Annotated in this window: 17 protein-coding genes and 1 pseudogene; 14 read left to right on the top strand and 4 right to left on the bottom strand. The window is 71.5% G+C overall.

Features of this window, described 5'->3' with window-relative positions:
• Positions 1-32 precede the first annotated feature (32 nt).
• The 12 genes from K1T34_RS01480 (at position 33) to K1T34_RS01425 (ending at position 17,683) form a co-directional block, all read left to right on the top strand.
• A complete protein-coding gene (locus K1T34_RS01480) occupies positions 33-797 on the top strand; it encodes a thioesterase II family protein (RefSeq protein ID WP_255638231.1) in 765 nt (254 codons plus the stop codon).
• Positions 794-2,047 carry an MFS transporter gene (locus K1T34_RS01475; protein WP_220242511.1) on the top strand — a complete coding sequence of 418 codons (1,254 nt, stop codon included), beginning with the start codon at positions 794-796 and terminating at the stop codon, positions 2,045-2,047. Before K1T34_RS01480 ends, K1T34_RS01475 begins: the two co-directional genes overlap by 4 nt.
• Positions 2,044-7,386, top strand: a complete 5,343-nt coding sequence (locus K1T34_RS01470) for a condensation domain-containing protein (protein ID WP_220242510.1) — start codon at positions 2,044-2,046, stop codon at positions 7,384-7,386. The genes K1T34_RS01475 and K1T34_RS01470 overlap by 4 nt, the downstream gene beginning before the upstream one ends.
• Entirely contained in the window at positions 7,383-8,837 is a 1,455-nt protein-coding gene (locus K1T34_RS01465) for a M28 family peptidase (RefSeq protein ID WP_220242509.1), read from the top strand. Before K1T34_RS01470 ends, K1T34_RS01465 begins: the two co-directional genes overlap by 4 nt.
• A gap of 74 nt (positions 8,838-8,911) precedes the next feature.
• The gene (locus K1T34_RS01460) at positions 8,912-9,910 is read left to right on the top strand and encodes a 3-oxoacyl-ACP synthase III family protein (RefSeq protein ID WP_220242508.1); all 999 of its coding nucleotides are present in this window, start codon (positions 8,912-8,914) and stop codon (positions 9,908-9,910) included.
• Between the two features lie 16 nt (positions 9,911-9,926).
• Positions 9,927-11,798, top strand: coding sequence for an HAD family hydrolase (locus tag K1T34_RS01455; RefSeq protein ID WP_220242507.1), 1,872 nt, complete (start codon positions 9,927-9,929; stop codon positions 11,796-11,798).
• Positions 11,791-12,054, top strand: a complete 264-nt coding sequence (locus tag K1T34_RS01450; RefSeq protein ID WP_220242506.1) for an acyl carrier protein — start codon at positions 11,791-11,793, stop codon at positions 12,052-12,054. The genes K1T34_RS01455 and K1T34_RS01450 overlap by 8 nt, the downstream gene beginning before the upstream one ends.
• Positions 12,055-12,083: 29 nt before the next feature.
• A complete protein-coding gene (locus K1T34_RS01445; RefSeq protein WP_220242505.1) occupies positions 12,084-13,883 on the top strand; it encodes a non-ribosomal peptide synthetase in 1,800 nt (599 codons plus the stop codon).
• An 11-nt stretch (positions 13,884-13,894) separates the two neighbouring features.
• Positions 13,895-14,086 carry an MbtH family NRPS accessory protein gene (locus K1T34_RS01440; RefSeq protein ID WP_220242504.1) on the top strand — a complete coding sequence of 64 codons (192 nt, stop codon included), beginning with the start codon at positions 13,895-13,897 and terminating at the stop codon, positions 14,084-14,086.
• Positions 14,083-14,874 carry a thioesterase II family protein gene (locus tag K1T34_RS01435; RefSeq protein ID WP_220242503.1) on the top strand — a complete coding sequence of 264 codons (792 nt, stop codon included), beginning with the start codon at positions 14,083-14,085 and terminating at the stop codon, positions 14,872-14,874. The genes K1T34_RS01440 and K1T34_RS01435 overlap by 4 nt, the downstream gene beginning before the upstream one ends.
• Positions 14,871-16,148, top strand: a complete 1,278-nt coding sequence (locus tag K1T34_RS01430; protein ID WP_220242502.1) for an acetyl-CoA carboxylase biotin carboxylase subunit family protein — start codon at positions 14,871-14,873, stop codon at positions 16,146-16,148. Before K1T34_RS01435 ends, K1T34_RS01430 begins: the two co-directional genes overlap by 4 nt.
• Before the next feature lie 2 nt (positions 16,149-16,150).
• Entirely contained in the window at positions 16,151-17,683 is a 1,533-nt protein-coding gene (locus K1T34_RS01425; RefSeq protein ID WP_220242501.1) for a condensation domain-containing protein, read from the top strand.
• Positions 17,684-18,181: 498 nt separating this feature from the next.
• On the opposite strand, the gene K1T34_RS01420 is transcribed toward K1T34_RS01425, so the two are convergent.
• Both K1T34_RS01420 and K1T34_RS01415 read right to left on the bottom strand, forming a co-directional pair.
• Complete coding sequence (locus tag K1T34_RS01420) at positions 18,182-18,814, bottom strand: GAP family protein (RefSeq protein WP_220242500.1); 633 nt, start codon at positions 18,812-18,814, stop codon at positions 18,182-18,184.
• A gap of 436 nt (positions 18,815-19,250) precedes the next feature.
• Positions 19,251-21,608, bottom strand: coding sequence for an arylsulfatase (locus tag K1T34_RS01415; protein WP_255638230.1), 2,358 nt, complete (start codon positions 21,606-21,608; stop codon positions 19,251-19,253).
• Between the two features lie 272 nt (positions 21,609-21,880).
• Between K1T34_RS01415 and K1T34_RS01410 the strand changes: the two genes are divergently transcribed.
• Positions 21,881-22,792: a formylglycine-generating enzyme family protein gene (locus K1T34_RS01410; protein ID WP_255638229.1), complete on the top strand. Its 912-nt coding sequence runs from the start codon at positions 21,881-21,883 to the stop codon at positions 22,790-22,792.
• 22 nt (positions 22,793-22,814) lie between these two features.
• Positions 22,815-23,714, top strand: a complete 900-nt coding sequence (locus tag K1T34_RS01405; protein ID WP_220242499.1) for an HAD family phosphatase — start codon at positions 22,815-22,817, stop codon at positions 23,712-23,714.
• Between the two features lie 53 nt (positions 23,715-23,767).
• Here the strand turns inward: K1T34_RS01405 and K1T34_RS01400 are convergent.
• A pseudogene (locus tag K1T34_RS01400) lies at positions 23,768-24,100 on the bottom strand (hypothetical protein); the annotation flags it as partial.
• Positions 24,101-24,169: 69 nt separating this feature from the next.
• Positions 24,170-24,637, bottom strand: coding sequence for a nitroreductase family deazaflavin-dependent oxidoreductase (locus tag K1T34_RS01395; RefSeq protein ID WP_220242498.1), 468 nt, complete (start codon positions 24,635-24,637; stop codon positions 24,170-24,172).
• Between the last annotated feature and the right edge of the window lie 419 nt (positions 24,638-25,056).

Raw genomic sequence — 25,056 nt, 5'->3', positions numbered from 1 at the left:
GGACCCTTTCCCCAACGGAGGACACGACCGTCGTGAGTTCGAACGCCGTCACCGCGGCCGGATCGCCGGGCCGCTGGCTTCTGCGCGTCCCCGCAGCCACGTCCACCGCGCGCCTGTTCTGCTTCCCCTACTCCGGGGTGGGCGCGTCGATGTTCAACGGCTGGCCCCGCTCGATCGGCGACGTCGAGGTGTGCCCCATCCAGCTGCCGGGCCGGGAGAACCGGATCCGCGAAGGGCATTACGGCACCTACGCGGACCTGGCCGGGGCACTCGCGGAGGCTCTGCTGCCGCACCTCGACCGGCCGTTCGCGTTCTTCGGGCACTGCGCCGGTGCCCTGCCCGCCTTCGAGACGGCGGTGCTGCTGGCCGAGCGCGGCCTCCCGGTGCCGACAACGCTGTTCGCCTCGGCGCAGGTCGCGCCGCACCACTGCCCGCACGACCGCTTCCTCGACCTGACCGACGACGAGCTTCGCCGGGAGATCGAACTCCTGACGCTCAGCCGCGGCGGCGAGGTGCATCCGCCGCTGGTCGAGCTCGGCCTGGCGATCCTGCGCGAAGACCTCGCGACGAACCGGATCTACCGGCGGCCGGCGCCGGTCGCCGTGCCCTTCCCGATCACGGTGCTGCACTGGTCGCGGGATCCGGAGGTGACCCAGGAGCAGCTGCGCGGCTGGAACGACTACTCCGGGCACGTCGACATCACCGTCGTCGAGGGCGGTCACTACGACTTCCTCTCGGCGCCGCCGCAACTGCTCGACCGGCTCGCCGCACCGTTCGCGGCTCCGGTGACGAAATGACCGAGCTCGCTGTGCCGGTTTTCCGGCTGCCCGGGTTCCGCCGGCTGCTCGCCGGCCGGAGTGTGTCGTTCCTGGCGACCGCGCTCGTCCCGACGGCGTTGACCCTGGCGGTCATCAACGCCACCGGGAGCGCCGGCGACCTGGGGCTGGTGCTGGCCGCGGAACTGGTGCCGCAGCTGGCTCTGCTGCCTGTCGGCGGCGTACTGGCCGACCGACTCCCGGCTCAGCGTGTGGCCTTCGCGGCCGACCTGCTGCGCGGCCTCGCGCAACTGGGCATCGGGGCCGAGCTGCTGCTGGGGTTCGTCCGGATCACCGACCTCATCGTGCTTTCGGCGATCACCGGTGTCGGGATCGCCTTCGGCACGCCGACGATGTCGCCACTGGTGTCCGCGGTCGTGCCCGGTGACGCTCGGCTGGCCGCGAACGGCCACCTCGGTGTCGCCCGCGGGATCGCGCTGGTGGCCGGGCCCGGGATCGCCGGCGTCCTGGTGGTCACGGTCGGCGCGGGCTGGTCGTTCGTGGTGACCGGGATGCTGTTCGGGGCGGCCGCGGCCACGCTCCGCGGTGTCCGGACGCCGCCGCGAAACCCCGCCGCGCCATCGACGTCGTTCTTCCGGGAACTGGCCGACGGTTGGTACGAGGTCCGGACCCGCCCGTGGTTCTGGACCAACCTGCTGGGCCACGCGGTCGCGAACCTGGCGGCGGGTGCGCTGATGACGCTCGGCCCGCTGATCGCCGTGCGTTCCCTGGGCGGTGAGGTCACTTGGGTGGTCGTCTACCAGGCGGGGATGGCAGGGCTGGTGGCCGGAGCGCTGGCCGCGCCCCGGCTCCGGTTCGGCAGGCCCCTGGTCGCGACGTCGGTGTGCGGGGCTCTGTTCGCGCTGCCGCTGGTCGCGTTCGCGGTGCCGGTCGCGCCGTGGGGCCTGGCCGTCGCGTACGGCGTCGGGATGCTCGGCATCGGCACGTTGAACACGGTCTGGCAGACCACCATGCAACGGCATTTTCCGCCCACGGCACTGGCCAGGGCGGACTCATACGACGCGCTGCTCTCGTTCTCGGCGAGGCCGCTCGGGCTCGCCGTCGCGGCCCCGGTCGCCGAGCTGACTGGCATCGCCGCGCCGCTCGTCACGCTGGCGGTACTGGTCGTGGCGGTGCACCTGGTGATCCTCGCGCTGCCGGACGTGCGGTCCATCAGCGCGTCGGGCCCGCGCCGAAATCGCCGAGCGATCAACGATGGGGGGACGGAATGACAGACAGTGCAGCGGTGGCGGTGATCGGCGTCGCCTTCGAGTTCCCGCGGTGCGCCGGCTGGGACTCCTTGACCGCGGTGCTCGCCGAAGGCCGCGACACGATGGGGCCGATGCCGGCGGAGCGCGTCGAGCGCACCGGCATCACCACGTCGGAGGCCGACCGGGAAGGCGGCTGGATCGACGGCGTCACAGGGTTCGACCATCGCTACTTCGGCGTCTCGCGGGCCGAGGCGGAGCTCATCGACCCACGTCAGCGGCGGATGCTCCAGCTGGCCGTGGCCGCGCTCGGCGATGCCGGCTACGCGCCGGGCGAGCTCGCCGGCACGAACACCGCCGTGCTCGTCGGCGGCTACGGCGGGCCGCATGCCAGCCTCGCGGACCTGCTTCCGCCAGAGGTGGGGGCCGCCGGGGCGGCCGCCACCGGCAGCCTGCACGCCTACGCGGCGGGCCGCATCGCCTACCACCTCGACCTGCGCGGTCCGGCGCTGGTGGTCGACACGTCGTGTTCGTCGTTCCTCGTCGCGCTGCACGAGGCCCGCTGCAAGCTCGCCCGGCGGGAAAGCGACGTCGCGCTCGTCGGCGGCTACGAACTGGTCCTGGGTGACCCGCCGCGCCGCAGTGGCGGTGCCGACGGGCTGGGCGTCCTGTCCGCGACGGACCACTGCCGTCCGTTCGACCGCGCAGCCGACGGGACGACCTACGGCGAGGGCGGCGGGTTCGTGGTCCTGAAACCGCTCGCCGCGGCCCGCGCCGACGGCGACACGGTGCACGCCGTGCTCCGGGGGAGCGCGGTGAACCAGGACGCGCGCCGCAGCACCGGGCTGACGGTGCCGAGCCCCGCGGCGCAGGCCGCGGTCATCACCGCCGCGCTGCGCGACGCGGCACGGACGCCGTCGGAGATCGGCTACGTCGAGGCGCACGGGACCGGGACCAAAATCGGCGACCCGATCGAGATCGAGGGCCTCGCTGCCGCGTTCGCCGGGACCTCCCCGGTCGTGTCCTCGGTGAAGGGCACGTTCGGGCACCTCGGCTGCATGGCGGGCTTCGCGGGCCTGGTCCGGGTCCTCGCCCAGTTCCGCGCGGGCGAGATCTTCCCGACCGCGCACTTCGAGGCGCCGAACCCGCTCCTGCCGGTGCCCGATCCGCCGATCCGGATCGCCGCGCGGCGCGAACCGTGGCCGGCGGGCGATGCGCCCCGGTGTGCGGGAATCAGCAGCTTCGGTCTCAGCGGCACGAACGCGCACATGATCGTCGAGGAGGGGCCCGCGCCGGAGACCCGGCAGGCCGAGGGCGCCGCCGGGCACTTGATCGTGCTCTCCGCCCGCACCTCGGACGGGCTGCGGCAGGTGGCGGGCGCCCTCCGGGCCTTGATCGCACAGGACGTGGCAGGCTTCGACCCCGCCGCGGCCGCCGAGGTCCTCGGCGCCGGGCGGGAACACTTCGCGTACCGCCAGGCCTGGGTGACGTCGGACGCCAAGGACCTCGTGGACCAGCTCGCGGCGCCTTGGCCGGTGCACCACACCGAGTCACCGCGGCCGGTCGTGCTGGCCACGGGCAGCCCCGTGGACGTCCCGCCCGGCCTCGTACGGGACGCGGCGGCGGCGTTCGCCGGGTTCGCCGAGGTCGTCGCCCAAGCCGCGGCCGACGTCCCGCAGTCCGAGTGGAGCGCGGCCCAGCGCGGGCTGGTCTGGTTGCTCGGCGCGCACCGCGTGCTGGCCGACGCGGGCGTGCGACCCGCCGTGGTGCTGGCGCACGGGCTCGGCGCGGTCGCCGCCCGGGTGCGCCGGGGCGAGCTAGACCTCGCCGACGCGCTGACGGCGGACGTGGCCGTGCCGGCGCCCCCGGACCGGGCGGCGCTCGAACGGGCGCTCGCCGGGCCCGGGGAGCCGTGCGTGATCGACCTGTCGCCCGGAAGTGCGCTGACCGGGGTGCTGCCCGTCCCGCCGGTGGCCGCCGGGCTTCTCGAGGCGCTGCGCGCGCTGTACCTGGCCGGTCACGACCTCGACTGGCGCGCGCTGCGCGGGCGCCGTCCGCGCCGGCGGTTCCGGCTGCCGATGGCTCCGCTCGCGGAAGAGCACTGCTGGCCTGTGCTCGCGCCGTCCGTGACGCCCCTGCCCGCAGAAGAGCGGCCCGGGCCGGAGGCCGCGGGTTCTGTGGCCGAGGTCGTGCTCGCGTTCGCCCGGGAAGTGCTGAAGGAACCCGGTCTGGCCCTCGACGACGACTTCTTCGCCGTCGGCGGGAATTCCCTCAACGGCACGCAGCTGGTCGCCCGGATCAACGAGCGGTTCGGCACCGACGTCGAGGTCCTGGACCTGTTCGACCACAGTGATCTCGCCTCGGTCGCCGAGGCGGTCGCCGAAGAGGCGGGGGATGTCGCACCCGCCCCGGCGCGGCCCTCCACCCCCGAGCGAAGCCCGTTGTCGGGCGAGCAGCTCGCGATCTGGGCCGGCTGCCGGCTGGAGCCCGAGGCGCCCACCTACCACCTGCCGGCGGCGCTCCTGCTGGACGGCGATCCCGGTCTGCCCGTCCTCAGCTTCCTGCTCACCGCGCTCGCGGCCCGCCACCCGATGCTGCGGACCCACCTCGAGGACGACCCGGACGGCACTCCCCGGCAGGTTGTCGCGGCGCCCGAGACGATCCGCCCGGAGGTCGTCGACCTCGACCTGACCGCGTTCGCCGAGCCCGAGCCCTCAGCCCGACAAGCCTTGCTGGGTGAGCTGCGGGCCCTCGTCGCCGCGCCGTTGTCGCCCTACGCCGCGGCGGGCCGGTACCAGCTGGTGCGGGCCCGGCTCGCGGACCGGACCAGGACCGTGCTGCTGCTCACGTTCCACCACCTCTTCGTCGACGGCTGGTCATGGCGGCTGCTGTTCGCCGACCTCGGCGCCGGGATCCCGCTCGCGGACGGCCCGGCCCGGCACTACTTCGACCACGTGGCCGATCAGAAGTCCACTGTGGATGGACCGGCCGGGGCGGGGCTCATCCGGTTCTGGACGGAGTACCTCGACGGCAGCCGCTACGTTCCGCTGCCCGCCGACGAATCCGCCTCCGGCGACGGGCACGACGAGCTCACCTTTCCCATCGACCGGGACTTGGCCGCCGGACTGCGCGAGCTGTCCGGCAGGCTTCGGTGGACGCCGAACATGGTGCTGCTCGCCGCCTGGGCGGCCCTGCTGTGGCGGCTCACCGGCGAAGAGGACGTCTGCGTCGCGGTGCCGTCTGCCGGCCGTCGTCCCGTGGACGAACCGGTGGTCGGCAACTACGCGACCACGCTGGTCGTGCGGGTGCGGGTGCAGCCCGGCGAGCCGTTCGCGGCCTTGGTCGACGCGGTCCGGACGGCGTCGCTGAAGGCCGTCGAGCACCAGGGCCTGCCCACCGACCGGCTGCGGCGGATCGCCCGCCCCGGCTCGGCCGACCCCCTGGCCGCCACGATCTTCGGGTTCTCGGCCGGCGTGGAACCGCTGACGCGGCTGGGCATCGACGGCCCGGCGGTCGAGCTGCTCGACCTCGGCCAGGGCGGCCAGGCGTTCCCCATGGGGCTTGCCCTGCTCGAATACGGCACCGAACTGCGCGGCCGTTTGCAGTACGACACCGGCTGTTTCCTGCCCCGAACCGCACGGGAATGGCTCGACGCCTACCTCGGGCTGCTCGGGCGGGTGGTGACCGAGGAGGCAGGCTTCCCGGTCGGGGCCATCGGCCGGTCACCGGCCGGGGCGGCCGAGCGGTCTGGCCGGCCGGATGCGGGACGCCCGCGGTACGTCGCGCCCCGCACCCCTGCCGAACAACAGCTAGCCACGCTGTGGGAGCAGCGGTTCGGCGCGGGACGGATCGGCGTCCTTGACGACTTCCTCGAAGCAGGCGGGGACTCGATGGTCGCGATCACATTGGCGTCCGCCGCCTCGGCGGTGGGGCTTGCCCTGCGGCCCAAGCACATCCTCAAGCTGAGGACCATCGAAGCCATCGCACGGGCCATCGAGGAAGCCGCCGCCACGCGCGCACCCGGACATCCGGCCGTTGTGGACGACACCGACACCGACACCGATACCCACGCCGCGCCTGCCCAGCTCGAGTTCCTCACCCGCGGCGTCCCGCGCCCGGACCACTGGAATCACGGCGTCCGCTACACCCTCCGGCGGCCCGTTGCAACGGCCGCACTGAACGGCGCCTTTCACGAACTCGCCCGCCGCCATTCCGCGCTACGCACGCGGTTGCGTCCCGCGGGCGGCTCCTGGATGCAGGTCGTGGCCCAGGAACCCCCGCCGGTGACGGAGTTCGACCTGCGCGACGTCCCGGAAGCCGGGTGGGCGGCGGCGGTGCACGACGCGGCGACCGGCCTGCACGAAACCCTGAACCTGGCCGAAGGGCCGGTCTGCCGGGCCGGCGTGTTCCGGCGCGGCGGCGGTCCGGACGACCTGGTGCTGGTCGTCCACCACGCCGTCGTGGACCTGTACTCCTGGAACATCGTCACCGAGGAACTGGCCGCGCTGCTCGACGGCACCGCGCTGCCGCCGCCCGGCCCGGACTTCGCGACCTGGACCCGGCGGCTGGCGGCCGCGGTCCGCGCCGAGCCGAACCGGCTGGACGCCGGTTACTGGCTGGACCGGTCGTGGAGCACGCAGCACCGGCTGCTGCCCGCCGGGGATTTCGGCGGCGAAGCCACCACCCGCGAGCTGACGGCCGAGTACCCGTTGCCGGGCGCCGCGCCGGGGTGCACGAGGTACGAGCAGCTGCTGGCGGTGCTCGGCGCGGCGCTGCAGCAGTGGCTGGGCGTCCGCGGGGGCGAGGTCGCGATCCAGCTGGTCGGGCACGGCCGGGAGGACCTCTCGGGCGAGCTCGACCTCGGCCGGACCGTCGGGTGCTTCACCTCGAGTCACCCCTTCGCGCTGAGCCTTCCCGGACGGCGCACGGCGGAGGCCCACACGAAGGCGGTCGCCGCGGAGCTGCGTTCGGTGCCCCGGGGCGGGTTCGACTTCGAAGCCGCCCGGCGCCTGCACCCCGACGCCGCGGTCCGCGACCGGCTGGGCGCGATCCCGGCGCCCGCCGTGCTCTTCTCGTTCTGGGGCGCGCCGGCGTTCCTCACCACCGGCCGCGACGACCCGGCGGGACCGCTCGGTGATGTGCGGACCGATCTCGTCGGCCGCGACCGCCCATACGACATGCCCCGGGCGTGCGGGCTGGAGATCTACGCGAGCGTGGCCGGTGACCGGCTCCGCGTGACCTGGCGCCACAGCGGCGACCTGCTGGCCGAGGACTCGGTCCGCCGGCTCGCCGACGCCTTCCGTGCGGCCCTCGGCCGCATTCCGACAGCCGGAGAAAACGACGAAGGAGTCGAGAACGCGTGAAGAAGACAAGGAGCCGCAGCACGGCGCGGCGCAAAACCCTGGCCGTGCTGGCGGCCGCGACCGTGCTGGCATCCCTGGCCGCCGCGGGCTCCGCGGGCGCCGGTGGACGTTCACTCGCCGACCGCATGGCCGCCGAGGTGACCGGCGCGAAGGCGTGGACGCACCTGGCCGCGCTGGCCGACCTCACCGCGGCCAACGGCGGGCACCGGGTCTCAGGGTCGCCGGGGTATGAGGCCGCGGCGAACTACCTGACCAAGAAGCTGCAGCAGGCCGGCTACGTCGTGAAGCGCCAGCCGTTCACCTTCCCCGACTACCGGATCGACGCCGAGACGGTGGCGGAAACCGCGCCGCAGGCCCTGACCCTGCACCCGCAGATCGCCAGGTTCTCGGTGTCCACACCGGACACCGGGCTGACCGCGCCACTCGCCGTGCCGTCCGGGAAGGACACCGGCTGCACAGCCGACGACTACGCCGGCACCGAGGTCAAGGGCAAGGTCGTCCTGGTGAACGTCGGCGACTGCTTCATCACGCAGAAGCAGCTCGTGCTCGCGGAGGTGGGGGCCTCGGCGATGCTGATGAACGCCGGGTCGCCCAACCCGGACCTCAACCTGCGCTATCGCATGGTGCCGCCCGAGGACGCCCGGATCCCGACCGCGACGCTGCCCCGTGGTGAAGCCGAGCAGCTCCAGGCCGACCTCGCCACCGGCGCGGTGACACTGAATCTGGACCTGCGGGGCGGCGCGATCACCACGACCACGTACAACCTCATCGCGGACACGCCTACCGGCCGCGCGGACAACACGATCGTGATGGGCGCCCACCTCGACAGCGTCGACACCGCCCCGGGGATCAACGACAACGGTGCCGCGGCGGCGATGCTCCTCGAGACCGCCCTGCGGCTGGCCCCGCACGCGGGTGAGGTGCGCAACCGGGTCAGGTTCGCCTGGTGGGCGGCCGAAGAGAAGGGGCTCGCCGGTTCCCAGTTCTACGTCGACCAGCTGACCGCCGAGCAGCGCGAGCAGACCGCGCTGTACCTGAACCTCGAGATGATCGGGTCACCGAACTACCTCAGGCAGGTCTACAACGGACAGACCGAGACGGGGCCCGCGCCCGCCGGTTCCGCGCAGATTTCGCAGCTGGTCAACGGGTTCTTCGCGGACCGAAAGCTGCCCACGACCGACCTGGTGCTCGACGGCCGCTCCGACCACAGCGCGTTCGTCAACGCGGGTATCGCAGCCGGCGGCGTGAACGCCGGATCCGACGCGATCAAGACCGCGGAGCAGGTGAAGCTGTTCGGCGGCACCGAGGGTCAGATGCTCGACCCCTGCTATCACCAGGAGTGCGACACCCTGGCCAACGTCAACAAGACCATCTTCGACCAGAACGGCCGCGCGATGGCCTGGGCGATCGGCCGGTTCGCGGTGAGCACGGCCGACGTCAACGGCCGATGAGCTGAACCTCGTCAGGACACCGGGCTCCGGCGCGCTGCCGGGGCCCGGGACCTCCGACCGGATAGGGACCGCACATGGAACTGGGGATCGTCGCGCTCGGCCAGGCGCTGGGCGCCCCGTGCGAACCCGGCACGCTCGCCGGCGCCGACCCGGCGAAACTGCGGACGTGGGGCTACCGGCGTTTCCACCGTGCCGACGACGGCGTGGGTCTCACCGACCTGGCCGTGCGGGCGGGCGAAGCCGCGCTCCGGCGGGCCGGGGTGACGGCGGCGGAGCTCGACCTCGTCGTGCTGGCGATGACCGACATCGCCGAATACCTGTACTGGGACCCCGCGGCGGCGCTGCAGCACCGGCTGGGCGCGGACCGGGCGGAGGCCCTGCTGCTCGCGCAGGCGTGCGGCGGCGGGGTCACCGCCTTCGACACCGTGGCCGGCCGGTTCGCCACGCACCCCGGCCACCGCACGGCGCTGGTCGTCGCCGCGAACCGGATCGTCGAGGCTTACTGGGACCGCGTCGAGACCGGCACCTCGCTCGGCTCCGACGGCGCCGCCGCGGCAGTGCTGCGCCGGGACCACCCGGACTGCCGGTGGCTGGTGACCGAGACGATCAGCGACGGTCGCAACGCCGGGTTCATGCGGATGGAGACCGGCGGCGGGGCCCGGCCGTTCTCCGGCGCGCCGCCGCGGATCGCCCCGCTGGTCGACCGCATGGACACGTTCTTCGACGGCGACGGCCGAGCCGCGCTGGCCTTCGCCGACCAGCTCACCGCGCGGACCCGCGAGGTGGTCGGCCGGGCCTGCGAACGCGCCGGGGTCCCGGTCGGTGCCCTCGAACGCACGCTCTACCTGCACGACAACCTCGGCGCGTTCGAAGCGCTGGCCAAGGAACTGGGTATCCCGCTCGACCGGACCAACGTCGAGCAGGCCATGGCGCACGGCCACTGCGGCCCCGCGGACCAGCTGATCAGCCTGGAGCGGCTGCTCTCCGGCGGGGAACTCGTGCCTGGTGACGTGGTCGCCCTGGTGAGCATGAGCAGCGGCATGCACTGGGCGTGCACGCTGCTGCGGATCTGACTGCGAAAGGATGGCTGTGGACGACCTGTTCGCCCGAGTGCGCCGCCTGGCCGAGCCGGGCGCCGCCCCCGATCCGTCGCTGCTGGACCTGCTGGTCCGGACCGACGACGTCACCCCGGTCCGCGAGGCGGGGCGGGTGCTGGCCGGCGTGGACCCGGCACTGGTGCTGCCGCCCGGACGTGCGGCCCGCGAGCTCCGCGTCGCGATCGTCGCGTCTTTCACGGCGGACAACGTCGTCTCGCTGCTGCGCGTCGCCTTGCTCGCCGCCGGGATCGACGCCCGGATCCGGCTGACTCCGCCCGGGCAGCTGCTCTCGCAACTGCAGACCGGCGATTCGGAGTTGGCGCGGTTCGCTCCCGATCTGACCCTGTGCCTGACCGACGACCGGTTCTTCCTCCCGGACCGGGTGAGCCCGGAAGACCTCGACGGCACTCGGGCGGAAAGCGGGGACCGGCTGGCCGCGTTCGGCGACGCCGTCGCGGCGTTCGCCCGGCACGGCAAGGGCCGGATCGTGCTCCATACCGTTCCGCTGTCCGCAGAGCGGCCGAAGACGCTGATCGCGCACGAGGACCGCGCGCGGCTAGGCCGGATCTGGCGGGAACTGAACCTCGGCCTGCTGGACCTCGCCGAGCCGGGCGGCCGCGTCGGCGTGCTCGACTTGGAGACGCTGCTCGCGAGCACGCCGATCCCGCTACGGGACGAACGCCTGCACCGGTTCGCCGGGATGGCCTGGTCCGCGGCGCTCGAGTGGCGTTACGCCCGCGAAGCCGCGGGATACGCCCGCGTGGTCGCCGGGACGTCTCGCAAATGCCTGGTGGTGGACCTCGACAACACCCTGTGGGGCGGGGTGCTCGGCGACGACGGCCCGGAGAACATCGAGGTCGGCTCGCTGTACCCGGGCAACGCGTTCGTCGCGATGCAGCGGGCAGTGCGGTCGTTGCGGCGGCAGGGCGTCCTGGTCGCCGTGGCCACCAAGAACGACCCGGACCTGGTGGAGCGAGTGTTCGCCGAACACCCGGGGCTGCTCCTGCGCCGCGGCGACTTCGTGGCCGTCAAGGCGAACTGGGACGCCAAGGACGGCAGCCTCGCCGAAATCGCGGCCGAGCTGAACCTGGGCCTCGACAGCTTCGTCTTCGTGGACGACTCGCCGTTCGAATGCGAGCTGATCCGCGAGGCGCTCCCGCAGGTGACCGTCGTCCGGGTGGACGGCGACCCCGCCGACCACGTCGGGGCCCTGGTGTCGGGCGGGCACTTCGACCTGTCGGCGACCACAGACACCGACCGACGGCGGACCGAGCTCTACCAGGCACGGGAACAACGGCAGCAATGGCAAGAGAGCCGTCCGTCCACAGAGGACTACCTGGCCGGGCTGGCGATGACGGTGCGGGTGCGCGCGGCCGACGAGTACCAGCTCCCGCGCGTCGTCCAGCTCGGCGCCCGGACCAACCAGTTCACGCTGACCGGCGAGCCGCATTCCGAGCAGCGGACCCGGGAAATGGCCGCGGCGCCGGACTGCCTCGTGCTCGCCTTCGAGGTCGAGGACCGGTTCGGCGACGAAGGGGTTGTCGGCGCCGTGTGGATCGCGCGGCAGCAGGAGAGCTGGCTGATCGAGAACATGGTGATGAGCTGCCGGGTCTTCGCGCGCGGGATCGAGTTCGCGGTCCTGCAGACCGTGGCCGGCCTCGCCGCGGACGCCGGCGCCGTCCGGCTCGAAGCCGAATTCCGGTCCAGCGGGCGCAACGGCCCGGCCAAGAAGTTCCTCAGCGACGCCGGTTTCGCGTGGGCTCCCGGCGTGGCCCGGCAGATCCTGCCGCTGAACCCGGAACGCGACCTCGTTCCCTCGTGGATCACCCTTCGGCACGAAGAACGGACGACCGCTCATGCCTGAGACCTCCGTCGACATCGGACCCGAGCTGGCCCGGCTGATCGCCGCCGTCACCGACGCGCCGGTCGCCGACGTGACGCCGGAACGTCCCTTCACCGACTTGGCGGGTTGGAGCAGCCACACCGCGCTGCGCCTGTTCACCGCGGTCGAGGACACCTTCGGCGTCCGGCTCGACCTCAAGACCTACCTGACCACCGAAACCGTGGGCGCGCTGGCGGAACTGACCGCCGCCGCCCGCCGTCCTGAGTCCCGCCGATGAGCGCGGGCGTCCCGAACGGAGGAGTGAGGATGGCCGGCTTGCCGGACTCAGTACGCCGAGCCCCGACCGCGGCCCACGCGTTCGCCACGGCCGCCGCAGCGGCCGGGAACCGCCCGGCGCTGCGGCAGGCCGGCGCGGTCTTAGGCTACGCGGACCTGGCTGGTGCAGCCGGGGCCGCCGCCGGCTGGCTGCAGGCCCGGGGCATCGGCCGCGGTGACGTCGTCGCCACCCTGCACGACCGGTCCCCGCGGGCGATGATCGCCGTCCTGGCGGCGTGGGCCGTCGGCGCCGCCTATGTGCACATCGAGGCGACCGACCCGGACGCCCGCGTCGCGGCGCTGCTGGCCACGACGAAGGCGCGCGCGGTCTTCACCGACGAGCGCAACGCCGGGCGGCTTGCCGTCGGCGCGCCGCCCGTCGCCGTCTTCGACGAGACCGCGACCGCCCCGTACCGCATCGAGCCGGGGCTCTCCTCCGGCGATGTCGCCTACCTGGTCTGCACCTCCGGCTCCACCGGAACACCGAAGGCCGTCGTCGTCGCGCACCGCGCGCTCCTGAACTACACCGCGGCCTTCTTCGAGCGGATCGCGGCCACGGGTCTGGACAGCTTCGGGCTCGCCACGACGTTCGCGGCCGACCTGGGCAAGGTCTCGGTCTACGGCGCTCTCCTTTCGGGGGCGCGCCTGGACGTCTACCGCCGCGAAATGACGCTCGATCCGGTCGCGCTCGCCGCCGACCTGCGGGCGCACCCCGCCGCCTGCCTCACGTACACGCCATCCCAGCTGGAAGCCCTGGCGGCGGAAGGAAAGCTCGCCGCGCTCCTGCCGCGGAAGCTACTCGTAGTCGCGGGGGAGGCGTTCCCGCCCCGCCTGGCCCGCGCGATCTTCGCCGCCCGCCCGGAGCTGGAGGTGCACAACGGGTACGGCCCGTCGGAGGCGACGATCCTGGCCACCATGCACCGCGTCGTACCGGAGGACGCCGACCGGCCCCGGGTCCCGATCGGCACGCCGCTGGCGGGCGTGCGGGCGCGGGTCCTCGGGCCGGACGGCCGCCCGGTCGCCTCGGGGGGCACCGGCGTGCTCCACCTCGGCGGCGTGTGCCTCGCCGACGGCTACCTCGGCGAACCGGAGCTGACCGCGGCGAAGTTCGCCGGGTTCGGCGAGGACGGGACGTTCTACCGCACCGACGACGTCGTCGTCGAAACGCCCGGCGGAACGCTCGACTACCTCGGCCGCGCGGACCGGCAGCTCAAGGTGCGCGGCAACCGCGTCGAGCCGGGTGAGGTTGAGGCCGTGCTGCTGGACCGGCCCGGCATCCGTCAGGCCGTGGTGACGGGGGAGAGCCCGGAGGCCGGCGGGCCGAAGGAACTGGTCGCCTACGTCACCGGGACCGGCGAACCCGCGGGGCTCGTCCGCGCGCTGCGCGAGATCCTGCCGTCCGCGCTGGTGCCCAGCCGCCTCCACTTCGTCCCCACCATCCCGGTGAACCTCAACGGCAAGACCGATTTCGCCGCGCTGCGGGCCGCGGTGGGACGTGCCGCCGTGCCGCCGGAGACCGGCGAGCCGCCGCGGACCGAGACCGAACGCTTCGTGCTGGACGTGTGGTCCGACGTGCTCGGCCGGGCGGGGATCGGCCGAGCCGACCGGTTCCTGGAGATCGGCGGTGACTCCTTCAAGGCGCTGACTGTCTTCGCGCGGCTGCGCCGGACCTACCCGGAGCTCGTCATCACCCAGCTCTATCAGCACGCCACGGCCGCCGAGCTGGCGTCCGCGCTCGACGGCACGACGGTGCCCGCGGCCGAGGCCGCCGTCACCGTCGTCGAACTCTGAACGGAGGACCGATGGACTACGTCGTCGTGGTCGATCCCGAAGACCGGTATTCCTTGTTGCCCGAGCAGGTGCCGGTGCCACCGGGATGGCGGCCGGCCGGCTTCACGGGCACCAGGCAGGACTGCCTCGACCTGATCGACCGGGAGTGGACCGACATCCGGCCCGCCGGCATCCGCCCCGAGTCCCGGCCGGACCGGCGATGAACCGGCACCGGTTGTGCCCGCAGCTCTGGCAACTCGGCGAGACGGCGCCGGCGACCGCCCGGCGTACCTTCGTGCTGGCTCCCTTCGGGGGCGGCAGCGCCTACGCGGTCGCCGAATGGGCCGGGCAGCTGGTGCACCCGGGAGAAGCCGCGGTCGCGATCCAGTACCCCGGCCGCGGGCCGCGTCAGCTCGAACCGAACGCGACCGAACTGCGGACGCTCGCGGCCGACTGCGCCGCCGCCGTCCGCGCCCACTGCCCGAGTCCCCTGGTACTGGTCGGCCACAGCCTGGGCGGGGTGCTCGGCTACGAGCTCGCGATCGCCCTCGAAGACCTGGGCGCGGACGTCGAGCTGCTGGTCGCGTCCGCGGCCCGGCCCCCGGACGATCAGCGGCTGGACACCGACGCCGTGCTCGCGATGAGCCGGGACGACTGGCTCACCGAGGTGGCCTCGGGCGGGCACGTCGACGTGTCCGGGCCGGGCCTGGCCGACGTCGCCGATCTGATGATCCCGGTGCTGCGGGCGGACTACCTGCTGCTCGCCCGCTACGTGCCGGCGGGCAGGCGGCCAGTCCGCAGCGGCCTCCTGGCGCTGGGCGGCGCCGACGACCCCTGGGTCCGGCAGGCCCACCTCGACGCCTGGGGCGGCTGGACCACCGGGTCGTTCGCTTTCCGCGTCGTTGCGGGCGGGCACTTCTACTACCGCGGCCGGCTCGAGACGTTCGGCGGGGCGATCCGTGAGCGGCTGGCCCCGGCCGTCGCTCCTGCCGGCACGGAGGTGCTCCCGTGACCAAGACGCTGGTGGTGGTGTACGACGACGGCGCGGCCCATCCCGGCGACATCGCCGTGGGACTGGCCGGCTGGGCCGGCTGTGTCTTCGTCGTGCCGCCGAACCGGCACACCCTGGCGATGGCGCCGCTGCTCGCGCGGTTCGGCCCGGTCGTCGTGGCGGAGTCGGTGTCGGACGCGGCCGCCGAGGTAGGCCGGCACCGCCCCGACGGGCTGGTGACCTACGCCGAGCGAGGGCTCGGTCTGGCCGGCGAGCTGGCCGGGCTCCTGGGGCTGCCTTTCCACGACGAACGAACCCTGCGGTGCCTCACCGACAAGTGGCACCAGCGGGCGGCGCTGCGGGCGGCCGGGGTCGACGTGGTGCGCTGCCGCCGGATCGAGACGGCGGCCGACTGGCCGGACGCCGTTGCCGAGACCGGGCTGCCCGCCGTCCTCAAACCCGCGCACGGCGGGGGCAGCCGGAACACGTACTACGTCGAGGACGCGGAGACCGGTTTGGAGCTGGTCCGGCGGCTGCTCGCCGAACCTGCGCCCGGACTCGTCGACGGCGGCACGCTCGTCCTCGAGGAATATCTGCCCGGGCGTGACTGCGGGGCGTTCGGCGACTACGTGTCGATCGAAAGCGTCGTCCAGGACGGCGTGATCGCGGACCTGGCGGTGACCGGCAAGTTCCCGATGGTGCCGCCGTTCCGCGAAACCGGCCGGTTCTGGCCGTCGCCGCTCGGCCCCGTCGAGACAGCCGAGGTCCGTGAGCTGGCTGCGGCGGCGGTCTCGGCGGTCGGTCTGCGCACCGGCCTCTCCCACACCGAGGTCAAGCTGACGCCGGCCGGGCCTCGGCTGATCGAGGTGAACGGCCGCCTCGGCGGCGGGATCAACGAGCTGGCCGTTCGGGCGCGGGGCATCAACCTCGTCGAAGCCGGCGGCCGGATCGCCCTGGGAGAGCGGGTCGTGGTACCTGATCTCTACACCGGCCGGGCGTACTTCCAGGTGTTCCACCCCGCTCCCCGCCGGGCGGGCACGCTGGTCGGGATCGAGGGCGCCGAATACGTGCGGGACCTGGCCGGAGTGACGCTGTACCGGCCGTATGCCCGGCCCGGCACGCAGTTCCCGGGCGGGGTGCAGACCGTGGAATTGGACATCGTGATGGGGGAGACGGCGGACGTCGCCGATCTCGCTCCGATTGTGGCGAAGGTGGAATCCACGCTGCGGTACCGGTTCGAGTTCCCCGCGGGGGAACAGCACACCGTGGCCGCGGCAGAACTGGGGGCATGGTGACGGTGGACAGGATCGAAGCGGAGGCGGTGCTCGCCGGGATCTGGGAGCAGATCCTGCGGGTCGAGAAGGTGGGGCCGGACGACGACTTCTTTTCCCTCGGCGGCGATTCCCTCCTCGCGCTCAAGGTCATCGGCGAGGCCGAGCGGGCCGGGCTGAGCCTGTCCCTGATCGATATGTTCCGGAATCCGACGCCGCGGGGCGCGTGCTCGGTGCTGGGGACCCGCGGCCCCGGCGTCGCTTCCGGCCCCGACCTCCTTTCGGCGCTCGACCAGGCCCGGGTCCCCGACGGCGTCGAAGATGTCTATCCGGCGGCCCGGCTGCAGCTCGGCCTCATTTTCGAGGGGCTCGTCAGCCAGGGCACGGCCTACCTGGACGTGGTGGCCCGGACCGTGACCCGGCCACTGGACCACGGGGCGCTCGCCGCCGCGCTGGCCCGGCTGTCCGCCCGGCATCCGGTGCTGCGCACGCGGTTCGACCTGGCGACGTTCAGCGAGCCCATGCAGGTGGTCGAGGCCGCGGCGCCGATCCCGGTCGCCTTCGCCGACTGGACCGGGCTCGGCAGCAGCGAGCGGGCCGCCGCCCACGAGGCCGTGATGGACGAACTCGCCGCCCCGTTCGACGTCGAGCGCGCACCGCTGCTGCGGGCGCATGCGGCGGCCGTGGACGGCGAGTCCTTCGTCCTGGCCTACTCGTTCCACCACGCGATCCTCGACGGGTGGAGTGAAGCGGTGTTCTTCAACGAGCTCGTGCGGACTTACGCCGGCCTGGTCGGCGGAGAGCCGCCGGACCTGCCCGCGCCGGTCCCGTACCGGGAGTTCGTCCGGCTGGAGCGAGAAGCGGCCACCGACCCCGAGTCCGTCCGGTTCGCCGAAGGGCTCCGGGACACCTTGCCGCCGGGCCCGGCTCCGAGCGGCGAGCCGCTCGTGCACCGCAAGGTCAGTGCGACGATCCCGCGACACGACAGCGACCGGCTCGCCGAGCTGTCCGCGCGCTGGGGCCTCCCGTTGAAGAGCCTGCTGCTCGCGGCGAACTGCGCAGCGGTCGGTGCGGTCCGGGAGACCGATGATCCCGTGGTCGGCCTGCTGCTCAACGGCCGCCCCGAACAGGCGGGCGCGGACGTGACGCTCGGGTTGTTCCTCAACCAGTTGCCCGTCCGCGTAGGCGTGCCGGACGGCGATTGGCGGGCGGCGGCGAGGAGGTGCCTCGCCGCGGAGAACGAGCTGCTGGCTCACCGGCGGTTTCCGCATTCGGCCCTGCGCAAGCTGCTGGGCGCCGACCCGTTCGAGGTGATGTTCAACTACGTCCACTTCCACCCACGGGACGAGCTGCTTACCGCCGGGCTGATCACCCCGGAAGAGGACATGCGCGACCACACCAGCCTGCCGATCCGGGTGGAAGCCCTCAACGAGGCGGCGGGCGAAGGCCTCAGCGTGCACGTCACTGCGGACACCTCCCGCTACGGCGACGACTTTCCGGGCCGCCTCCTGTCGGCGATGGTGCGGGCGACCGCGGAGCTGGCGGCCAACGCCGGTTGAAGATACCTCGGGCAGGGGCGACGTGCCGCGACACACCTCCGCGACGCTTTCCCGGTTCTGCAGGGAAAATCGCGTCCGCAGCAGTGTCGAGTGGACCGTGATTTGTTGGGACAACGCCGCATCTGAGTTGTTCTTCGCCTCACTGACAAACGAGATGCATCACGGCGAACGGTTCCGCCTGGCTCCACACCTACGATCACCACCGCGGCCACACCGCACTCGGCGGCCAACCACCCGCCACCCGCGTTCCCGACCTCCCAGGACAGAACACCTAGCTGTCTCGGGTCATGACGTTGGTGACGGTCGGGAGGGCTTGAGCGAGGACGGGTCTTTCGGCGGCAGGATGAGAAGTGTGACCAGCACATCCGCCGAGCAGGAAGACCGGTCCGTGTAACGCCGTGACACCCTGCTGTCCGTCCGGGGTCGCCGCCGGCTCGTCGCGTGCTGCGGGCATCGTCCGATCGCGCACGGCGCCGCGGAGATGGGACCGCCTGTCGATTACACGAGGTGGGCGATGCCCGAGCCGGTGAGGTAGATGCCGAAGCCGGCCGCCACGACGACGATGATGGTGCGGCCGTGTCTTGCCAGCCATGCGTTCACGGCGGTGACCCAGCGGATCGTCGTCTCCGGCCAGATGGCGTGGGCGATGATCGGTATCTCGATCAACAGCATGTAGATCACGGCGACGAGGATGATGCTCAGCACCGTCACCAACAGGCTGGCGTGCGCTTTGGCGATGGCGTGCAGCGAGGCCAAGTAGAGCGCTGTCGGCGTGTACATCAGCAGACCGACGCTCAGTAACCCGATCACACCGAGCTCGCGGTGCTTTTTGGCGGCCTTGGGTCCGCGTGGCGGCCGGAAGTAGACCACCAGGGCGAAGGCCACCAACACAATGCCGATGGCGAGGTCGATCCAAGCCGGCACGGTGCGGTGCTTGGTGCTCTCGGCTCCGCTGCTCTGCAACACCAGCACCGAGAGGAAGCCGAAGCCGAGGGTGATGAACACAGCGCCGGCCAGGAAAATCAGCGCCCGCTTTCTGGGTTGTGGGTTGACCAGCAGGAACGCCATGAACAGCACGGCCGGCGGGTAGATCGCCGCACCGAACGCGGCAGGAACAGCTTCGGACAACATCGCCGTCTGGCACCTCCTCGTGTCCTCGTGCGTTGCGACCAGATGGGTTCATCGGTGACCGCAGGTGACCCCAAGAGGGGTGTCGGGTGCGCGGAACTACCTGTTGAGGCGGTCGTCCGACCGGGCGGCAGCCGCGTTCAACGGTTGAGGATCAGGCTCGTCGTCGTCGGCTGGCTAGGTCCGGTTTCTTGGCGCGTGCCGCAGCGATTGCTTCCGCGCCGTTTCCGGCTTCGGCGACCATGGTCAGGTCGGGCTCGTTGTCCTGGATGAGCCGGACTCCCCGGCCGAGCAAGCCATGATCGTCGGCCAGCGGATGCGCACTTGCTCGGCCGCGCGGGGCGTCGAGCTTCGACCACGCCTCGGCCCACCGTCACAAGTCCTGACCCGGCCGGTCCGCCGGCGGCGCATGGGGTGCCGTCGGCGGACCGGTGTCCGGCTACTCACGCATGAGCATCGCCTCGGCCTCGCGCTCCTGGTCGACGTACGGGTCGCCGCTGACGTCGATCACGACCCGTTTGATGGTGCCGCCGGTGAACCGGTGGGGGCGTTGTCCCCGGTAGTCGTCGGTGACGGCGGCCCCGCTGTCGCGGCCGACGCACAGGCCCTCGCCGGCGAGTTCGAACGAGCCGGGTTGTGTCTTGATGCGGCCCTCGCCGACCTTGTGGTCGCCGTGGTAGAGCGACAGTATTCCGGTGGCGATGCCTGGCGGCTCCTCACCGTCCTTGTCGAACGATGCCGCGAGGATCAGGCTCTCACCCGTCGGCAGGTCCTCGGTCCCGTCGATCTTCTGCTCCAGCATGCCGACGAAGTTGTAGACGTAGTGCAGGCGGTTGTCCTTGACGTAGAGCGCGTGCCCGCCGAACCGCGCGCCGTGCGCGAACAGCACGCCCTCGGCGCCTTTGCCAGGAATGTCCACAAGGGATCCGATCGAGTACGACCGGTTGCGGATGTTGACCGCCTGTTGTTCGGGTACGTCGGCGACATCCGCGTAATAGACGTAGCGGCTGCGGGCCGCGGACAGCTGCGGCCGCGGCGTGTTGAGGATTTCCAGGGGCGAGCGGTCGTCGAGCGGGAACGCACCGTTGGCGTCGGCCTCCGCGAACCAGAGCCGGATCAACTCCTTGAGCTTGTCGGGGTGTTCGGCCGCGAGGTCGTGCACCTCGGCGCGGTCGACGTCGGTGTGGTAGAGCTGCCACACGTCGTCGGCGAAGTTGCTCCAGCCGCTGATCGTCGGGTGCGTCGTCACGGCCTTCCAGCCGTCGTGCCAGATCCCGCGCGAGCCGAGCATCGAGTAGAACTGGGTGGATCTGGCCGATGGCGCCGACGGGTCGGCGAAGGTGTAGCGCATGCTCACCCCGTCGAGCGGGCTCTGCGTGTGTCCCTTGATCGCCTCCGGCACCCGCAGGTCCACGCAGTCGAGCACCGTGGGCACGAGGTCGATCGCGTGGTGGTACTGGTGGCGGATCTCGCCGCCGTGCCCGAGTACCGACGGCCAGGAGATGATGCACGGGTCGGCTGTGCCGCCGTTGAACTCGTAGCGCTTCCACATCTTGAACGGCGTGTTGAAGGCCATTGCCCAGCCGTTCGCGTAGTGGTTGTAGGTCTTCGGACCGCCCAGCTCGTCGAGCATCGCGAGGTTCTCGTCGAGGTCGTCGGGGATGCCGTTGAACAGTTTGTTCTCGTTCACCGACCCGTTGGGGCCGCCCTCGCCGCTGGCGCCGTTGTCGGAGACCAGGATGACGAGCGTGTTGTCCCGTTGCCCGGTCTCCTCCAGGTGGTCGAGAAGCCGGCCGATGTGGTGGTCGGCGTGGGCGAGGAAGCCCGCGTATACCTCGGCCATCCGCGCGAAGAGCCGCTTTTCCTGGTCGGACAGCGAGTCCCACGGCTTCGTGTAGTCCAGCGGGGGGAAGGGCTGCCCGTCCGGGCCCTGGCGGGTCTCGGGGGTGCCGATCGGGTTGATCGGGGGGAGCTCGGTGTCAGCCGGCACGATGCCGAGCTCCTTCTGCCGCGCCAGCACGGTTTCGCGCAGTGCGTCGTATCCCCTGTCGAAGCGGCCTTCGAATCGTTCGATCCACTCTCGCGGCGCGTGGTGCGGCGCGTGGCACGCTCCCGGCGCGTAGTAGAGAAAGAACGGCTTGTCCGGCGCGATCGCCTTGGCGTCCTTGATGAACTCGATCGCCTTGTCGGTGATGTCGTCGGTGAAGTGGTACCCCTCGTCGGGAGTCTTCGGCTGGTCCACCGGGTGGTTGTCGTACACGAGGTCGGGATACCACTGGTTCGTCTCGGCGCCGAGGAACCCGTAGAACCGCTGGAACCCGCGGCCGGTGGGCCAGTTGCGCCGCGTCGCGGCGAGGTTCATCTCGTCGGTCGGGCACAGGTGCCATTTGCCGACGATGTAGGTGTTCCAGCCGTGCTCCTCCAGGATTTCCGAGATCATGCCGTTCTCCGGCGGGATCGTGCCGTTGGCGTTCGGGAAACCGATCGCCGCCTCCGTGATGCACGCCATCGCGTTGCGGGTGTGGTTGCGGCCGGTGAGCAGGCAGGACCGGGTCGGTGAGCACAGTGCGGTGGTGTGCCACTGCGTGAACCGCACGCCGTCGGCAGCGATGCGATCGATGTTCGGGGTCTCGATGACGCCGCCGTAACAGCTCATCGCGGAGTACCCGACGTCGTCGAGAACCATGTAGACCACGTTCGGCGCGCCGTCGGCGGCCCGCGGCGGCTCGAACGGCTCCCAGTCGGGAACCGAGTCGCGGATGTCGGTCTTGATCTTGCCCTGAAACGAGTTGCTCATGTCACTCCTCAGATCGCGCAGCTGAAGGCGGCCTCGCGCGCACCATCCGACATCGCGCGACGGCGCCCGGCCTCACCTGCACCAGGTGAACACCGCACACCGGGCGGCACCCGCGACGAGCGAGAGCGCTTGATGGATCAATCTGCACGGGTCACCCGGCAGGGGTGATGAAGCGCGGCCCGGCCCGCTGGGAACGTGTGGCGACGTCGCGCACAGCAGGCAGGGGGCACCCGATGGCCACCGCGCACACGGGTCAGGGACTTAGGCAGGCCGTGGCCGCGAAGCCCGACCCGACCGTGGACATGGTTTGGATCGCCGGGCGCACCTTCGCGATGGGCTCCGACGACCACTATCCGGAGGAGGCCCCGGTCCACAACGTGACGGTCGGCGGGTTCTGGATCGACCCCACCGCGGTGCGCAACCGCGACTTCGAGCGCTTCGTTCGGGCGACGGGCCACGTCACGCTCGCCGAGCGGGCACCCGATCCGGCGGATTACCCAGACGCCTTGCCGGATCTCCTCGTGCCGGCGTCGTCGGTGTTCGTCGCACCGCAGCACGAGGTCGACCTGCGCAACGCCTACAACTGGTGGCGTTACGTGCCCGGCGCGGACTGGCGCCATCCGTCCGGCCCGGGCAGTTCGGTCCGCAAGCGACCCGATCATCCCGTGGTGCACTTGGCTTGGGAGGACGCCGAGGCCTACGCGCGTTGGGCGTGCAAGGACATCCCCACGGAGGCGGAGTGGGAGCTCGCCGCGCGGGGCGGGATCGACCGCGCCGCCTACGCGTGGGGCGACGAGCTCAGTCCCGACGGTGTGTGGATGGCCAACACCTGGCAGGGAACCTTTCCGTACGCGAATACCGGCGCGGACGGTTACCTTGGCACCGCTCCGGTCGGGCGCTACCCGCCGAACGGATACGGCCTCTACGACATGATCGGCAACGTGTGGGAGTGGACCGCGGACTGGTACTCCGCGCACGACGATCCGGCAGGCTCGTGTTGTAGCCCGAGCCCGCGAGACCGCAGCATCGAACGCGGTGAACGCGTCCCGCGCAGGGTGATCAAGGGCGGCTCGTACCTGTGCGCGCCGAACTACTGCCGTCGCTACCGGCCTGCCGCCCGCATGGCGCAACCGATCGACACCGCCGCCTGCCACGTCGGTCTCCGCTGCGTGGTTCGGCCCTGACCATCGGAAGGAGGGTTGTCTCGTGCTGACCACCTGGCGCGACGGCGCCGCGAAGAAGGCGATCACCAAGTTCGTCGAGCACGCAGCAGAGGTGCCGGCCGACGAACGGGTGGCGACATTCGACAACGATGGCACGCTGTGGTGTGAGAAACCGATCCCGATCCAACTCGACTTCATCCTCCGCCGCCTCGTGACCATGGCCAAGGAGACACCGGAGCTGCGCTTGCGCCAGCCCTGGAAAGCCGCATACGAGAACGACTTGGCTTGGTTCGGCGCAGTGGTCGCCGCACACTACGCCGGTGACGACACTCAGCTCCCCGCTCTGGCCGCCGGAGTGCTCGAGGCGTACGCCGACATTGGCGTCGAGGACTTCGAAGTCCAGGCGAACGAGTTCCTGACCAACACCCAGCACCCCACGTTGGGCAGGTCGTATGCGCGGTGCGCCTACGCGCCGATGGTCGAGCTCCTGGCACACCTGCGGGACAACGGCTTCAGCACCTACATCGCCTCCGGCGGCGGCCGCGACTTCATGCGGCCCATCAGCCACGCGGTCTACGGCGTGCCGCGCGAGCAGGTCATCGGCAGCACCGCGACACTGTCCTACGAGGACGACGAGCACGGCGGCAACATCCGCCACCAACCCGTCCTGGACTACCTCGACGACGGCCCGGAGAAGCCCATCCGCATCTGGAGCCGCACCGGACGCCGACCGTTGCTGGCGGCGGGCAACGCCAACGGCGACATCCCGATGCTCCGCTTCACCCACCACCCCGACAAACCGACCCTGCGCCTCCTGGTTATCCACGACGACCCCGACCGCGAGTTCGCGTACACCACCGGCGCCGAACAGGCCCTCGAACAGGCCGACCGGGACGGCTGGACCGTCATCAGCATCCGCGACGACTGGCGCACCGTCTTCTGAGCGGTCACGCCTGCTCCGGGGATTCCTGCGCGCGGTCCGGCCCTCGGCCGACGTCAACCCCGCGGGGTGATGCCCGTCGGGCTCGCGACCGGACAGGGTCGGGGCAGCACCACAAACGGTGAACCCTCCGAGCGGCTGCGGCCGTGCACCGCGGATCGCGCGTGAGGAGTAGGCCTTGTCGCCGCGGATGCGCGACCTCGGCAAAGTTCGAGATCGACCAGTTCGTGGAGTTCGTGGATCGTGGGCTGGGTGGATTCGCGAACCTGGCGCGCTGCCCAATCCGGCCTGGTTTGTGCTTTGTCATGGTTGAGACGCTGGTGGTTCCAGTGGCCAAGTTCCGCCGCGGCCTCATAAGTGCTCTGCAGGAACTCGCGCAGCGCCGGGTCGGGGTCGACGGCCGTAAAACTAAGCGAGGACTTCTCTGGAAGGCTCCGTCACGACGACTGTTCCGGAAATCACCGTGCGGAGACTGGTTTGCTGCCCTCAACCGGCTCCAGCACGAACACGGGGATCTCCCGGTCGGTCTTGCTCTGATACTCCGCGTACGACGGGTACACGGCGACCGCGCGCTCCCACCACTCGGCCTTCTCCGCTCCGGTGACCTCACGCGCCCGCATGTCCCGCCGGACCGGGCCGTCCTGCAGTTCAACGTGTGGGTCGGCCTCGACATTGAAATACCACACCGGATGCTTCGGCGCGCCACCCTGCGAGGCAACCGCCACGTACGTCCCCTCGTGCGCCACCCGCATCAGTGGCGTCTTGCGGATTTTCCCACTTTTCGCGCCCCGTGTCGTCAGGATGATGACCGGCAACCCGGCGTCGGGCGAGATGGTCCCCTCCGTCCCGCCTGAACTCTCATACAACTCCACCTGATCACGCACATACTTCACCGGGCTCGGCTCGTACTCGCCCTCGAGAGGCACCGTTCCATCCCTTCGTCGTCACAGATCTTCGGATGCTGGGTAACAGCGGCAGCGGAACGCCTCGTCCTTACCGGCCTTCTCGCAACATCGTGGTCACGGCGCCCGTCTCGACGCAGAGCAGGCACTCCTTTCCGCGGTGTTCGCGGTGACGATGATGTGGGTCTCAGGGCGATGTCGAAGTACTCTTCGATGGACGAGTTCTACCCCGGCACGGACGATCTGCTCGAAACCCGGCTGCACGTGTCGAGTCGGGCTTGGACACGCCCACCGGCCAGTGTGGCTGGGGTGACCGGAGTCAGGTAATTGGTCCCCAAGAAGTGGGCGCAAGTGGCCCCACATTTGGGCTGTTTCCCTCCTAGAGTCGGGGGCATGATCACAACGGCGCCTGTCATCCGTCCTTCGTCCGCTGCTGTGTGCGG

The organism is Amycolatopsis sp. DSM 110486 (assembly GCF_019468465.1).
Classification (GTDB): Bacteria; Actinomycetota; Actinomycetes; order Mycobacteriales; family Pseudonocardiaceae; genus Amycolatopsis.
The sequence above is the reverse complement of the archived record's forward strand: the minus strand, read 5'-3'. Positions and strand labels throughout refer to the sequence as shown.

Coding starts and splice junctions, on each gene's coding strand:
- K1T34_RS01475 (WP_220242511.1), top strand. CDS start 794: ATGACCGAGCTCGCTGTGCCGGTTTTCCGGCTGCCCGGGTTCCGCCGG.
- K1T34_RS01470 (WP_220242510.1), top strand. CDS start 2,044: ATGACAGACAGTGCAGCGGTGGCGGTGATCGGCGTCGCCTTCGAGTTC.
- K1T34_RS01460 (WP_220242508.1), top strand. CDS start 8,912: ATGGAACTGGGGATCGTCGCGCTCGGCCAGGCGCTGGGCGCCCCGTGC.
- K1T34_RS01450 (WP_220242506.1), top strand. CDS start 11,791: ATGCCTGAGACCTCCGTCGACATCGGACCCGAGCTGGCCCGGCTGATC.
- K1T34_RS01445 (WP_220242505.1), top strand. CDS start 12,084: ATGGCCGGCTTGCCGGACTCAGTACGCCGAGCCCCGACCGCGGCCCAC.
- K1T34_RS01440 (WP_220242504.1), top strand. CDS start 13,895: ATGGACTACGTCGTCGTGGTCGATCCCGAAGACCGGTATTCCTTGTTG.
- K1T34_RS01435 (WP_220242503.1), top strand. CDS start 14,083: ATGAACCGGCACCGGTTGTGCCCGCAGCTCTGGCAACTCGGCGAGACG.
- K1T34_RS01420 (WP_220242500.1), bottom strand. CDS start 18,814: ATGTTGTCCGAAGCTGTTCCTGCCGCGTTCGGTGCGGCGATCTACCCG.
- K1T34_RS01415 (WP_255638230.1), bottom strand. CDS start 21,608: ATGAGCAACTCGTTTCAGGGCAAGATCAAGACCGACATCCGCGACTCG.